The sequence below is a fragment of the Actinomadura sp. NPDC049753 genome (assembly GCF_040674655.1).
Taxonomy (GTDB): Bacteria; Actinomycetota; Actinomycetes; order Streptosporangiales; family Streptosporangiaceae; genus Spirillospora; species Spirillospora verrucosospora.
Genome location: NZ_JBFARL010000042.1, coordinates 17,987 through 31,897 on the forward strand (window position 1 = coordinate 17,987; position 13,911 = coordinate 31,897).

Below are 13,911 nucleotides of genomic sequence, written 5' to 3' on the forward strand. Positions count from 1 at the left end.
CCCGTCGAGGAACCGCCCCCTGGAGCCCGCTCCAGGGGGCGGTACCGTTCGGAGGTGGACGGGGACATGTACGAGACCATCCTGTATTCGGCGGACGAGCGGATCGCGCGGATCACGCTGAACCGCCCCGACGCCCGCAACGCGCTCAGCGACCAGATGATCGGCGAGCTCCTCGACGCGTTCGAGCGGGCCGGGGCCGACACCGGCGTCCGGGTGATCGTCCTGACCGGCGCCGGGGACCGGGCGTTCTGCGCGGGCGCCGACCTCGGCGGCCTCGGCCGGGCGCAGGCGGACGGCCGGTCGGTCGCCGACGCCGCCGCCGTCCGGGACAGCGCCCCCTTCCGCCTCTTCACCGCGTTCCCCCGGCTCGGCAAGCCGATCATCGCTCGGCTGGCCGGGCACGCCGTCGCGGGCGGCCTCGGCCTCGCCGCCGCCTGCGACCTGGTCATCGCGGCCGACGACGTCGTACTCGCCACCCCCGAGGTCAACGTCGGCCTCTGGCCGATGATGATCATGGCGATCATCAACCGGAACGTCGCCCCGAAGCACGCCTTCAAGCTCTACTACACCGGCGCCCGCGTCACCGCCGCCGAGGGCCGCGACATCGGCCTGGTCACCGAGGTCGTCCCGCGCGCCGATCTGGACGCCCGCGTGGACGAGCTGGCCCGCGTGATCGCGTCCAAGAGCCCCGTCGGCCTGCGCCGCGGCCGCGACGCGTTCTTCGCCATCGAGGGCCGCCCCCTGGAGGACCAGGTCGCCCACCTGCTGTCCGAGCTGGTCGAGCTGACCGCCACCGAGGACGCCAAGGAGGGCATCACCGCCTTCCTGGAGAACCGCCCCCCGGACTTCCAGGGCCGCTGAGCCGCCTAGCGCGGTGCGAGCTCGGCCAGGGCGAGGTGGAAGAGGACCTTCAGGTCGCGGGTCCGGTGGGGGAACGGCTCCTCCAGCTTGGCGGAGACCTCCTCGTCCCACGCGGCCGCGGCGCGCGTCAGGTCGCGGACGGCGCCGTCGTCACCGGAGATCAGGGCGAGCGCGAGGTCGAGGGCGGGGCTCGGGCCGTCCAACCGCCCCCGGAACTCGTGGAACTCGGGCCGCGGCGCCGCGCCGGGCCGGACGGCCGCCAGGACGATCAGCCACGCGCGCACCGCCGCGGGCGCGTCCGGCCAGAGGGCCAGCAGGCCGGGAAGGCGGTCGAGGACGGCCTGGCAGGCGGCGGCCTCGTCCGAGTCGGGCTCGCCGGTGGCCGGGACGGGGTCGATCGTGGCGATGTAGGCCAGATGGATCAGCAGGTGGAGCCGGTAGGCGGGAAACAGCTGCGGCGCGCGGACGAGTTGGACGAGGAACCCGATGGTCTCCGGAGTGCAGTCGTAGCACGTGTCCTGGTGGACGACCGTGCTGAAGTACTCCTCGACGGCCTCCTCCCAGCCCTCGTCGTTGGCGGCGAGGCCCCGCAGGATGTCCGGGACTTCGCCGGCCGGTCCGTAGGCGCCGGTGAGAGACGACCAGTCGACGTCGTCCAGCCCGTCCAGGACGATCGGCTCGCCCGAGGGGGCGCCGGACGGCTCCTCCGCGCCGAGGCCGTGGACGATGGCCGGCGCGGGCGTGCGGGCGGGCTCGCGGGACAGCACGCCCACCCGCAGTTCGCGCACGTCGTCGGCGCTCCGGTCGCAGACGAGCTCTTCCCCGGGGAAGAAGCGACGGGCGGTCTCGGTCAGGGCCATCGACCTGGAGAGCCGGCCGCCGAGCCTCTCGGCCAGCACCGTGACGGCGCGATTCTCGGCGGCCGTCCACCAGTGCTCGTCGTCGTCCGGGTAGGGGCCCTCGTCGAGGCTGTCGATCCGCCACCCGGAGTCGGTCGTGGGGTCGGGGGCGACGCGCACGAGCGCGTGGCCGCGTCCGGTGAGCGCCCGGGCGCCCTCGCGGGCGGCCTCCTCGTCCGGGACGAAGAGGCTGTAGGTGGTGGCATGCCGTGGAACCGTGATCACCAGGTCAGCCTAAAGGTCGCTCTCCGGTCGTCTCGGGTGTGAGACTGCGCGGTGTGGAGATCGAGAAGGCCGTCCGGCGGATGGGGCTGGCGGACACCTACAAGGACCGCCACTGGGACAGGGCCGTCAAAGTGACCGACAACGCCGTCCAGAAGGCGGAGCCGGAGTGGCTCGAACGGCTGCTGGCCGCGCTGCTGGAGGTGGAGAAGCCGACCCACCCGATGCGGTACGGCTTCGAGGTCGCGCTGAGGCGGCTGGCGAGCGCGCCCGGGGACGCGGAGCGCACCGCGCGCGTCCGCGCCCTCGCGGCCGCGGGGCTGACCTGGGGCGGCGACCTCCGCTACAGCCTGCCGGAGGTCGCGGAATGGCTGGCCTGCGCCCAGCCTCCCGAGCATCTCCTCGCGGTGTTCGACGGCGCCGAGGCGTCGGACGAACTCGCGGCCTGCCTCCTCCAGGAGACGGCGCTGCGCCACGACGCGACGTCCGCCGGCGGCTTCGCCGGGAGGCTGCGGGCCGCCGGGCATCCGCTGGCGGAACTGCCGCTTCGCCCGGTCGGTGCCGAGCGGCGTCTCGGGCTGCCCCGGTATCCCGGCCGGGCGGAGCCTTGGCGGCCGCCCGGTGAGGGGGCACCGGACGCGCCAGGCCCTTCCGGCCTCGACGTCGACGCGGCGGCGGTCGACTGGCCTGGGGCTCGGCAGGCGCTGAGCGTCTACCGCAACTGGCCGTCGGGGGTCGACGCCCTGGAGACGGGACTGTTCCGACTGGACCGCACGCTGGCTCGCGCCGACTTCGGCGCCTCGCTGCTCCGGCTCCTCCCGTCGGCCAGCACCGGTGCCACCGTGAACGGGGTGCGGCGGGTCATCACCGCCGACGTCCTGCGGACGCTTTTCAGCGGAGCCGCTTCCGGTGGCGCGTACGGGCCCCGCATGCACGGCGCTCATGCGCGCAAGGCCGCGTGGGAGTCGCTGGCCGCGCTGGCGGGCGTCCAGGAGGCCGACCCGGCGGTGGTCGAGCACGCCGCCGACCGGTGCACATGGCTCTTCTACGGCTCGGACTGGCATCTCCAGGTCGTTCCGCCGCTGGACGTGGGCATCGCCGTCCTGCGCCCGGACGGCCGGACGGTGGCCGTGCTGGCCGTCACCGACTCCGACTGATCTTGCGAGCGGCGAGGAAGGCGTCGATCTCGGCCTGCTGGGCGGTGTCGAAGGCCGCCTTGGGGAGGAAGGCGGCGGGCTGGTTGTTCACATACAGCAGCCAGAACTCCGGGGTGGGGTACACGTGGGAGAACATGGTCCACCGCATCTCCGTGGTGGACTCCTCCGTTCGGCACTCGTAGCCGCTGTCGGTCACCCGCACGGTCGTCGGGACGCAGAGGAACGCGAGCATCTTCCGCGCGCGCCTGCGGAGCCACCACGTCCCCGCCAGGGGGCTCAGGACCGCCGCCACCAGCGCCCCGATGCCCATTCCCGGGTCGCCCGACGCGAACCTGTAGGCCGCGCCCCCGATCAAGGCGACGACGAGGACCGTGTACAGGATCGTGAGCTGCTTCTTGAAGCCATGGGTGAACGCCCGGGTCACCTCGTCCTCGGTGGGCTGGTACTTGACCGAGATGTCCACATCGCCGCCTTTGCTGGAACGTGCGGATCATCCTTTCCAGGCTCGCTCACCAGCGCAACCGCGGGCCGACCGACACCCCCATCACGCCCGCGAGGGACCCCCTGGCGCCGGCGGTAAAGGTGGGCTTTGCCCGCCTCGGGGAAGGGGGCGGGTGTGGGGGAATGGTTCACGAGGGAGATCGCGGACGCCGGACGGCTCCGGCTGTTCTGCTTTCTCCTGGCGTTCATCGCGGCGTTCCTGTTCATCCGGTTCAGCGTGCGGATGATCCGGCGGCAGGCGCGGTGGTGGCCCGGGAACGTGACGCCCGGCGGACGGCACATCCACCACGTCGTGTTCGGGCTCGTGCTCATGTGCGTCGGCGGCGTGGGCGGACTGGCCATAACGAACGACTCGTCCGGGTGGGCGGCCGCCGCCGCGGCGGTGTTCGGGGTGGGCGCCGCGCTCGTCCTCGACGAGTTCGCCCTGGTCCTGCACCTCCAGGACGTCTACTGGAGCGAGCAGGGCCGGCTGTCGGTCGAGGTCGTCTTCATCACGATCGCGCTCTGCGGGCTGATGCTGGTGGGCCTGCGGCCCCTGGGCGTGGACGACTCCGCCGGGGACGGGGTGTGGGGGATCGCGGGCGCCCTGCTGTTCAACCTGTGCGTCGCGGTGATCGCCCTCCTCAAGGGCAAGGTCTGGACGGGCGTCATCGGCCTGTTCATCGGGCTCGTCGCGATCGTCGGCGCGATCCGGCTGGCCCGGCCGGACTCGCCGTGGGCCCGGCGCCGCTACGCGGAGGGGTCCCGCAAGGAGCGGCGGGCGCGGAAGAGGGAGCGCCGGTACCGCCTCCCCGTCCAGCGCCTCGGGGACCGGCTGAGCGATCTGATCGCCGGACGTCCGTCCATCAAGTCGTAGGAGCGGCGGGCGCCGGGTTGCCGTTCCGCAGCGGTGGCGAACGGTAACCGATGCGGGATAGTCCCGCAGAGCCACAAACCAGAACAGGGAGAAAGCGAGATGAGCCTTGAGCAAGATCGGTTCACCGTCACCGGCCTGTCGCCGGTGTCCATACTCACCGACCGGTTCCGGGCAGCACTGAGGGACGCCTTCGGCTCAGAGTACGCGGGCATCGACCCGGTCCTCCGGCGGTCGCGCTACGCGGATCTGCAGTCCAACGTCGCGTTGGCGCTGGCCAGGAAACTGGGCCACCGCTACCCGCGGAGCGTGGCGCGGCGGATCGTCAAGCGGCTCCGCGTCCCGAACTGCGTGTCGAAGGTCCGGGTCAGCAAGCGCGGCTACATCAACCTGACGTTGAGCGACGAGTGGATCGCCGAGCAACTCCAGCGGTTCCTGGACGACGAGCGCCTCGCGGTGCCCGCCGCGTTCAGTCCCCAGCGGGTCGCGGTGACACTCTCCACGCCCAGCGTCGGATCGGTGATGAACGCCGGTCACCTGCGTTCGGCGATCGTGGGTGACGCCCTCGCCCGGATCATGGAGTTCCTGGGCCACGAGGTGACCTGGGAGAACCACGTCGGTGACCGGGGCGCGCCCCTGGGCGCGCTCATCGAGCACCTCCTCGACTTCGAGGAGGGCGTCGATGCCGGGCTCAAGGCGTTCGCCGGCGACCCGGACGCCTTCCGCAGGACGGCCGAAGCGAAGGTCGAGTCGGACGCGGAATTCGCCGGACGGGCACGGCGCCGACTGGACGCCCTGCGCGGCGCCGACGAGGAAACCCGGCGCTACCGGCGGCTCCTCGTGGACGCCTCCACGGCATTCCACCGTCCGCTCTACGACTGGCTGGGCGTTCCGCTCACCGGCGACCCCAGGGGAGAGGGCTTCTACGACGAGTACCTCCCCGAGGTCGTCGACGAGCTGGTCGCCCGCGGCCTCGCCGTGGACGCCGGTGGCGCGCTGTGCGTCCTCCTGCCGGGCCTCACCGGTGAGGACGGCGAGCCCAGGGCGGTGATCATCCGCGAGAGCGATGGCGGGTACGGACACACCACCATCGATCTCGCCACGATGCTCCACCGGCTCGACGTCCTGCGCGTCCGACGGGTGGTCTACGTGGTGGGCGGCGAGGAGAGGGAGCACCTCGAAACGCTGTTCGCCGTCGCGCGAGAGTCGGGCATGGCGCCCTACAGTGTCGCGCTCGACCATGCCGAGATCGGCCTCGTGATCGATCCCAGGACCGGCCACGGGCTGGTGAGCGGGTCCGGCAGGAGCGGCAGAGCGTCCGACCTGATGGACCGGGCGCGCCGGCGGGCCGCCACGGTGCTCCGCCGGAGCGGCCGCGGCGAGTGGCTCGACGGCGAGTCCCGGGCCGCGGTGCTCGACGCCCTGGCCATCGGCGCGGTGAAGTTCGCCGAGCTGCTGGTGCGGCGGGACGCCGGGCATCCGTTCGCCCTAGACCGGATGGTGGGCTACAGCGGAAGGACGGCGGGCTTCGTGCAGTACACCGCCGTCCAGCTGAAGTCCATCTTCCGCAAGGGCGGGCTGGCGCCGGAGTCGGCCTCGGGTCCGATCGTGATCGGGACCCGTGAGGAGCGGGCCCTGGCGCTGCACCTGCTCGACTTCGGCCGCACGCTGGAACAGGCGGCCGCGGCCGCGGAACCGCACCGGCTGGCGAGGTATCTCCATGACCTCGCCACGCTGTGCGCGGCCTTCTACCGGGCCCACCCGGTGCTGAAGGCTGCCGACGAGGAGACCAGGGCGTCCCGGCTGGCCCTGTGCGCGGTCACGCTGCGCACGCTGGTCACCGGCCTCGGCCTTCTCGGCGTCCCCACACCCGACAGGATGTGAGCGACGCGTTCCGCTGCAACGACCGCGTCCCCCCGGCACCGGGGGGACGCGACAACGGGAAGGCCCCGCCGGGCCTCTCCGAGCACCTGGCGGGCCGCACCCCGCGCCGGTCGCTTCCGAGCGACCGGCGCCGGGCGTGCGGCCCGTTCTTATTCGCGGGGACGGCGGGGCGGCGGCCGCTCCCGCGAACCCATGGCGACCAAGCGCTCGCTTGACGCCGGAAGCGGCGGACCGGCACGGTGATGGTCCCCGACACGCGAGGAGCACCATGGCGCCGCTGGACGGACTGCGCGTCCTCGACCTGACGATGTGGCGGCCCGGGCCGTACGCGACGCTGCTGCTCGCCCAGCTCGGCGCCGACGTGATCAAGGTGGAGCCGCCCGGCGGGGAACCGATGCGGATGTTCCGCGACCATTTCGACGCCCTCAACCGGCACAAGCGCGGCATGGTGCTCGACCTCAAGTCCGAGGACGGGCTCGCGGCGCTCAGGGAACTGGCCGCGGACGCCGAGGTCTTCGTCGAGGGGTTCAGGCCCGGTGTCGCCGAACGGCTGGGCGTGGGCCACCAGACCCTCAGGGCGCTGAACCCTCGGCTCGTCTACTGCTCCATTTCCGGATACGGGGCGGAAGGCCCGCTCAGGGACGTCCCGGGACACGACATCAACTACCGAGCCCACGCGGCAGCGCTGCCCCCGGACGCCGTGTCGCCGGAGGCCGACGAGCTTCCCCTCGCGGACATGGCGGCCGCGACGACGGCCGCCTTCGCGATCACGGCCGCCTGCCTCAAGGCCCGCGAGACGGGGGTCGGCGACCGCATCGACCTCGGCATGGCGGACGTCCTGGCGCACTGGGTCGGCACCGTCCCGGCGGCGACCCGGCGGTCGGGCGCGGGGCCGGTGCCCGGCTACGGCGTCTACCCGACCGGGGACGGCCAGAAGATCACCATCGGCGTCGTGTCCGAGGAGAAGCTCTGGGCGGCGACCTGCCACGCGCTCGGCATCGGCGAGCACGCCGCCGTCCCCTTCGCCGAGCGGCTCCAGCGGATCCGCGAGCTGGACGGCGCGGTCGCCGCCGCGGTCGCCGGGCTCACCCGGGAGGAGGCCGTCGAGCGCCTGACGCGGGCGGGCGCCCCGGTGGCGCCCCTGCTCACCCGCGCCGAGATGCTCGAACTCGACCACTTCAGGTCGCGCGGGGTCCAGGACGAGGGCCCGGTGCGGACGGCCGTCCACCCGCCCCTTCCGCGAGGAGCGGTTCCGGAGCTGGACGAGCACCGGGGCCAGACCTGGCGTCTCACGTAGTGATATACGGGTGGGATTGTCCGATCCCTTTGGCATGCTTGTGACGTGAACGCGCGTGCGATGAGTCCCGTCCTGATCGGCAGGTCGGCCGAACTGCGGCAGTTGCGGGAGGCCCTCGCCGCCGCGCCGGGCGCCGTGCTGCTCGGCGGCGACGCGGGCCTCGGCAAGACCCGTCTGGTCAGGGAGTTCAGCCGGGAGGCCGACGCCAGGACGCTGGTCGGCGGCTGCCTGGAGCTCGGTTCCGACGGCCTTCCCTTCGCTCCGTTCACCACCGTCCTGCGCGGGCTCGTCCGCGACATCGGCATCGAGGGCGTCGCCGGTCTCGTCCCGCGCGGCGACACCGGCGCCCTGGCCCGGCTGCTGCCCGAGTTCGGGGAGCCGGAGAGCGACGCCGCGTCCGGCGAGGAGCGCGCCCGGCTGTTCGAGGTCGTGCTGACGCTGCTGGAGCGGCTCGCCGAGCGCGGCCCGGTCGTGCTCGTCATCGAGGACGCCCACTGGGCGGACCGGTCCACCCGCGACCTGCTGGCCTTCCTGATCCGCAATCTCGGCTCGGCGCCGCTGCTGATCGTCATGACCTACCGGTCGGACGAGCTGCACCGCACCCATCCGCTGCGCCAGCTGCTCGCCGGGCTGGAGCGGCTCGAACGCGTCCGCCGGACGGAGATCGGCCGGCTGGCCCGCGCCGACGTCGCCGCGCTCGTCACCGAGCTGCTCGGCCACATCCCGCCGCCCGGCCTCGTCGAGCGGATCGAGGCCCGCAGCGAGGGCAACCCCCTGTTCATCGAGGCGCTGCTCGACGACGACGGCACGCTGGCCTGCGAGCTGCCCGAGTCGCTGCGCGACCTGCTGCTGGCGGGCGTCCAGCGGCTCCCCGAGGAGACGCAGGACGTCCTGCGGGACGCCAGCGGCGGCAGCACCCGCATCGAGCACGCGCTGCTGGCCGCGGTGTCCGGGCTCGACGACGCCGCGCTGACCCGCGTCCTGCGTCCCGCCGTCGCCGCCAACGTCCTGGTCGTGGACGGCGACGGCTACGCGTTCCGGCACGCCCTGATCCGCGAGGCCGTCCACGACGACCTGCTGCCGGGCGAGTACACGCGCCTGCACACCCGCTACGCCGAGGCCCTGGAGAAGGAGCCCGGGCTCGTCCCGCCCGGGCGGCTCTGGGTCGAGCTGAGCTACCACTGGACGCAGGCCCACGACAGCACGTGGGCGCTGGTCGCGTCCTGGCGCGCGGCGCGCGAGGCCCGCAAGGCGGTCGCCTACGCCGAGTGCCTGGCGATGCTCGAACGCGTGCTCCAGCTGTGGGAGAAGGTCCCCGACGCGGCGGAGCGCATCGGCGCCGACCACGTCTCGGTCCTGGAGGACGCCGCGAACGCCGCCGACCTGGCCGGCGAGTTCGACCGCGGCATCAAGCTCACCACCGCCGCGCTGAAGGAGGTCGAGGCCGCCGACGGCGAGCGCGACACCGCCCGCTGGGCGGCCCTGCTCGAACAGCGCGGCCGCATGCGCTACCACGTGGCGCGGCCCGGTTTCGTCGAGGACCTGCGCGCCGCGGTGGACGCGCTGCCGGCCGACCCGCCGACCATCATGCGCGCCCGGGCCCTGTCCACGCTCGGCAACTACGTGCGCATCACCACCTCCGTCGAGGCGGCCCGCGAGGCGGCGCTGGAGTCCCTGTCCATCGCGCGCGCCCTCGGCGACCCCATCGCGGAGACCGAGGCGCTGATCACGTTGTTCTGCGCCGACATCGACTACGACGACGAGGCGCGCATCGCCGAGGTCGGGGAGAGCGCCGAGCGCAGCGGCAACCACCGCGTGCTGCTCCGCTACTACGTGATCAGGTCGCACTTCCTGGAGGGCACCGGGCGGCACGAGGAGGCGGCCGCCGTCGCCGGGCACGGCGCCGAACTGGCCCGCCAGTGGGGCGTGGGCCGCACGCAGGGAACGTTCCTGTCCATCAACGAGGCCGAGCCGCTGGTCTCGCTCGGCCGGTGGGACGAGGCCCTGGCCGTGATGAACCACGCCCTGGAGCAGGACCCGGCCATCACGACCCGCACCTCGCTGCTCGTCCTGTCCGGCTGGGTGGCGCTCGTGCGCGGCGACATCGCGACGGCCAAGGCGCGGCTGGCCAGGTCGCGCGAGATCATGAAGCTCAAGCTGAAGTGGATGAAGACCCAGGACTACTTCAGCACGCTCTGGCTGGAGGCGAACATCGCCTTCTCCGAGGGCCGCCCCGAGGCCGCGCTGGCGGCGCTGGAGCCCGTCCTCGAACACACCGGCATGCCGGACGACGCCCGCTACACCTGGCCCGCGCTCGTCGTGGGCGCGGCGGCCTGCGGCGAGATCGGAGCCGCCGCCGAGGAGCGGCTGCGCCGCCTGGAGGAGCGCGCCGCCGCCCTGAAGACGAGCGGCCCGCTCCAGCACGCGCACTGCCTCACGTTCGCCGCCGAACTGTCCCGGGCGCGCGGCATCCTCGACCGGGCCGCCTGGGAGGAGGCCGCGGCCGCGTGGGAGGCGCTCGGCAACCCCTACTACCGGGCGCGGGCCCTGGCCCGCGCGGCGGAGGCCGCGCTCGCGGCCGGCGACCACGAGGCCGCCGCGTCGATCCTGCACACCGCCGGGGTGATCACCGAGGCGCTGGGCGCCCGGCCCCTCGCGGAGAGGGTCGCCGACCTGCTGCGCCGCACCCGGATGCCGCGCCGCGGCGACGCCGCCGCGCCGCTCGGGCTGACGCCCCGCGAGTTCGAGGTGCTGCGCCTGGTCGCGGAGGGCCGCAGCAACCGCGACATCGCCGAGGCGCTGTTCATCTCGGTGAAGACGGCCAGCGTCCACGTGTCGAACATCCTCGGCAAGCTGGAGGTGGCGAGCCGCGGCGAGGCCGCGGCGACCGCGCACCGGCTGGCCCTGTTCGCCACCCCGAAGGTCGGCGCGTGAGCAGGCGTCCGGGCGGGCGCCCGCCAGCCTGATTCACGGCGGGGAATCTCCCCTCCCGGATTCCCCACCGCGAACCGTCGGACCACACGGGAACTTTCGTGGCTGGCCTTTCGGGGACGCGGCCCGCGGAAGCAGGCGGTGCTTCTCCGCCCGGAGAGGCGGACCGGGACCCCGTCCGGCCACTGCACAGTCTTGCGGTCCCGCGCCCGGACGGCGATGCGAGACATACCGTTTCGGCGTCAAGAAAAAAGCGACGGGGACGGGCCGCCAGAGGTGACCCGTCCCCGTCCGCGCGAGGAGCGCGGCGCTAGCGCGGGACGCGCGCGACGCAGAAGACCGTCTGCCCGAACGGCGGCTTGACGAAGCGCTCGATGGTGCGGGTGAGCGGCACGACCGTCCGGTCGTAGATCTTGACGAGCTTCGGGTCGGGGTAGCCGGCGCCGCCGCGGCGGACCGCGAACCACCAGGCGATCCCGCCCAGGAAGTTGATCGGCTTGAGCACCTCGGGGACGAGCCCGGCCTCCCGGACCGACGCCTCGAGCGTGGCCGGCGTGTACCGGGTGACGTGCCCGACCTTGCGGTCGAAGTCGCCGTAGAGCTGCATGTAGCCGGGCACCCAGATGACGATGCGGCCGCCCGGCTCGGTGACGGCGGCGAGGTCGCGCAGCGCCTGCACGTCGTCCTTGATGTGCTCCAGCACGTTCATCATCACGACGGTGTCGACCTTGCGCCGGATCTTGATGTCGGCGGGCAGGGCCAGGTCGATGACCTCGACGTCGTCGTTGCCGTCGTAGCGCTTGCGCAGCTCGCCGACGCAGTACGGGTCGTTGTCGCTGACGACGAGGTAGTCCAGGCGCCCGGCGAACTGCTCGGAGAAGTGCCCGAGGCCGGAGCCCACCTCCAGCATGGAGCGGCCGACGTGCGGGGCCACGGTCTGGTACTCGTACTCGCGGTAGTTGCGGGCCTCGTCCCCGCCCAGGTGGTTCTCCAGCGCGCCCTCTCCGGCGGCGGGCTGGACGACGTCCCCGTCAGGGGCGGGCCCGGCGGCCGTCCCGGCCTTCTTCGGACCGCTGCCGAGGAGGCTGAGGAGGGTGCCTGCGATGGACTTCTTCTGACCAGATGACTGCATTACTTCCCGCTCGCTGGGTGCGTTGGCGTTCGGCTTCTCGCTCGCCGGACCGTTCCCCCGCCCCCTCGGGGCGGTTCGATCTCTGGCGCGAAGGTCGGGACAGTCTACTCCCGCGCCGAAGCCGGACGCCCCGCGACCGCGGGACGCCCTCCCGAGGCCGCGGCCCGCCGGGCGTGTCGTGTCCGATCCGGTCAGCCGATCGTCCGGTGCACGTCCTCCCGCTCGCTCGCGCCCGGTTCGGACGGGGCGATCCACGGCCCCGGGATGGACGGGTCCAGGACGCCCTCCTCCACCCAGGCGAAGTCCCCGGCGAGGACGGCCCGCGCCAGCTTCACGTCCATCGCGTCGGTGTTGCGCCACAGCCCGTCGAACAGCTCCTCGACGCGGACGCGCGCCTGCCGGCAGAAGGCGTCGGCGAGCAGCAGGGCGGACCTGCCGGGCGCCGTGGCCGGTCCCGTGCCGTTCGCGCCCATGCTGCCGAGCGGCCCCTGCGCGGACGCGTCGGCGTGGGCGCGGACGCAGACCGCGCTCATCGCGAACAGCTCGGCGCCGATGTCGACCATGCGGCCGAGGAACCCCTGCCGGTACTCCAGGCCGCCCTGCCAGCGTCCCGCCGCGTAGAAGGTCGACCGGGCCAGCTTGCGGGACGCCCGCTCGACGTACCGCAGGTGCCGGGCCAGCGGGCCGAACTCGGCGTAGGCGTTCGGGCGGTGCCCGGCGCCGGTGACGAGCGTCGGCAGCCAGCGCGCGTAGAACCCGCCCGCCTTCGCCGCGGCCCGCGCCTTGCGCCCGGTGGAGGCGTCCGGGTCGATGATGTCCCCGGCCACCGACAGGTGCGCGTCGACGGCCTCGCGGGCGATCAGCAGATGCATGATCTCGCTGGAGCCCTCGAAGATCCGGTTGATGCGCAGGTCGCGCAGCAGCTGCTCGGCGGGCACGCCGCGCTCGCCGCGCGCCGCGAGCGACTCGGCCGTCTCGTAACCGCGCCCGCCGCGCAGCTGCACCAGCTCGTCGGCCACGCGGCACGCCATCTCCGACGACCACAGCTTGGCCAGCGCAGCCTCGATGCGGATGTCGTTCCGCTCGTCGTCGGCGAGCTGCCCGGACAGGTCGAGCATCGCCTCCATCGCGTACGCGGTCGCCGCGATGAAGGCGATCTTGGTGGCGACGGCCTCGTGCTCGCCGACCGGCCGCCCCCACTGCACCCGCTCTTTGGACCACTGCCGCGCGACACCGGCGGCCCACTTGCCGCCCGCCGCGCAGATGGCGGGCAGCGACAGCCGCCCGGTGTTGAGCGTGGTCAGCGCGATCTTCAGGCCCGCGCCCTCCGCGCCGATCAGGTTCGCCTTCGGGACCCGCACGTCGTGGAAGCGCGTGACGCCGTTCTCGATGCCGCGCAGCCCCATGAACGCGTTGCGGTTCTCCACGGTGATGCCGGGCGTGGCCATGTCCACGATGAACGCGGAGATGCCGCCGCGGTGCCCGTCCGACTTCGGCACGCGCGCCATCACCACGACGAGGTCGGCGACGACGCCGTTGGTCGTCCACAGCTTGACGCCGTTGAGGACGTAGTCGTCGCCGTCGGGGACGGCGGTGGCGCGCAGCCGCGCCGGGTCGGAGCCGACGTCGGGCTCGGTGAGCAGGAACGCGCTGACCTCCCGGGCGCAGCGCGGCAGCCAGGCGTCCTTCTGCTCGGGCGTCCCGAACATCTTGACCGGCTGCGGGACGCCGATCGACTGGTGCGCCGACAGCAGCGCCCCGAGCGCCGGGCTGACCGACCCCGCCACCATCAGCGCGCGGCCGTAGTAGAGCTGGCTGAGCCCGAGCCCCCCGTACTTCTCGGGGATCTTCATGCCGAGCGCGCCGAGGTCGCGCAGGCCCCGCACGACCTCGTCGGGGATGCGCGCCTCCCGTTCGATCCGCGCCGGGTCGACCTCGGCGGCGCAGAACGCGGAGAGCTTGGCGAGGAACCCCTCGCCCTTCGCCCGCTGCTCCGGCGACGGGCGGGGGTGCGGATGGATCAGGTCGAGGCGCAGGTCGCCGAGGAACAGCTGCTTGCCGAAGCTCGGCAGCCGCCACTCGGACTCCCGGGCCTCCTCGGCCACCTTGCGGGCCGTCCGCTCGTCGACGTGCTCGTGGGTTCGCTGGCTCATGTGATCGAAGTTTCCACTGGT

Annotated in this window: 10 protein-coding genes; 6 read left to right on the top strand and 4 right to left on the bottom strand. The window is 73.3% G+C overall.

Going from position 1 to position 13,911, the window contains the following annotated elements; all coding sequences use genetic code 11:
* The first annotated feature begins 54 nt into the window (after positions 1–54).
* The gene (locus tag AB0K37_RS14105; protein WP_363979835.1) at positions 55–861 is read left to right on the top strand and encodes an enoyl-CoA hydratase-related protein; all 807 of its coding nucleotides are present in this window, start codon (positions 55–57) and stop codon (positions 859–861) included.
* Positions 862–866: 5 nt separating this feature from the next.
* Here the strand turns inward: AB0K37_RS14105 and AB0K37_RS14110 are convergent, their stop codons facing one another.
* Positions 867–1,985: a hypothetical protein gene (locus AB0K37_RS14110; protein WP_363979838.1), complete on the bottom strand. Its 1,119-nt coding sequence runs from the start codon at positions 1,983–1,985 to the stop codon at positions 867–869.
* Positions 1,986–2,038: 53 nt separating this feature from the next.
* Between AB0K37_RS14110 and AB0K37_RS14115 the strand changes: the two genes are divergently transcribed.
* Positions 2,039–3,139 carry a DUF6183 family protein gene (locus AB0K37_RS14115; protein ID WP_363979841.1) on the top strand — a complete coding sequence of 367 codons (1,101 nt, stop codon included), beginning with the start codon at positions 2,039–2,041 and terminating at the stop codon, positions 3,137–3,139.
* On the opposite strand, the gene AB0K37_RS14120 is transcribed toward AB0K37_RS14115, so the two are convergent.
* Positions 3,123–3,602 carry a YcxB family protein gene (locus tag AB0K37_RS14120; protein ID WP_363979842.1) on the bottom strand — a complete coding sequence of 160 codons (480 nt, stop codon included), beginning with the start codon at positions 3,600–3,602 and terminating at the stop codon, positions 3,123–3,125. The two genes, AB0K37_RS14115 and AB0K37_RS14120, sit on opposite strands and share 17 nt — an antisense overlap.
* 153 nt (positions 3,603–3,755) lie before the next feature.
* Here AB0K37_RS14120 and AB0K37_RS14125 point away from each other — a divergent pair, with 153 nt between their 5' ends.
* From AB0K37_RS14125 to AB0K37_RS14140, 4 genes are all read left to right on the top strand, one after another.
* A complete protein-coding gene (locus AB0K37_RS14125) occupies positions 3,756–4,496 on the top strand; it encodes a hypothetical protein (RefSeq protein ID WP_363979844.1) in 741 nt (246 codons plus the stop codon).
* Between the two features lie 99 nt (positions 4,497–4,595).
* Positions 4,596–6,377, top strand: a complete 1,782-nt coding sequence (gene argS, locus AB0K37_RS14130) for an arginine--tRNA ligase (protein ID WP_363979847.1) — start codon at positions 4,596–4,598, stop codon at positions 6,375–6,377.
* 268 nt (positions 6,378–6,645) lie between these two features.
* A complete protein-coding gene (locus tag AB0K37_RS14135; protein WP_363979850.1) occupies positions 6,646–7,674 on the top strand; it encodes a CoA transferase in 1,029 nt (342 codons plus the stop codon).
* Positions 7,675–7,719: 45 nt separating this feature from the next.
* Positions 7,720–10,608 carry an AAA family ATPase gene (locus AB0K37_RS14140; RefSeq protein WP_363979852.1) on the top strand — a complete coding sequence of 963 codons (2,889 nt, stop codon included), beginning with the start codon at positions 7,720–7,722 and terminating at the stop codon, positions 10,606–10,608.
* 307 nt (positions 10,609–10,915) lie between these two features.
* On the opposite strand, the gene AB0K37_RS14145 is transcribed toward AB0K37_RS14140, so the two are convergent.
* Complete coding sequence (locus AB0K37_RS14145) at positions 10,916–11,737, bottom strand: methyltransferase domain-containing protein (protein ID WP_363979855.1); 822 nt, start codon at positions 11,735–11,737, stop codon at positions 10,916–10,918.
* Positions 11,738–11,928: 191 nt separating this feature from the next.
* A complete protein-coding gene (locus AB0K37_RS14150) occupies positions 11,929–13,890 on the bottom strand; it encodes an acyl-CoA dehydrogenase family protein (RefSeq protein WP_363979858.1) in 1,962 nt (653 codons plus the stop codon).
* Between the last annotated feature and the right edge of the window lie 21 nt (positions 13,891–13,911).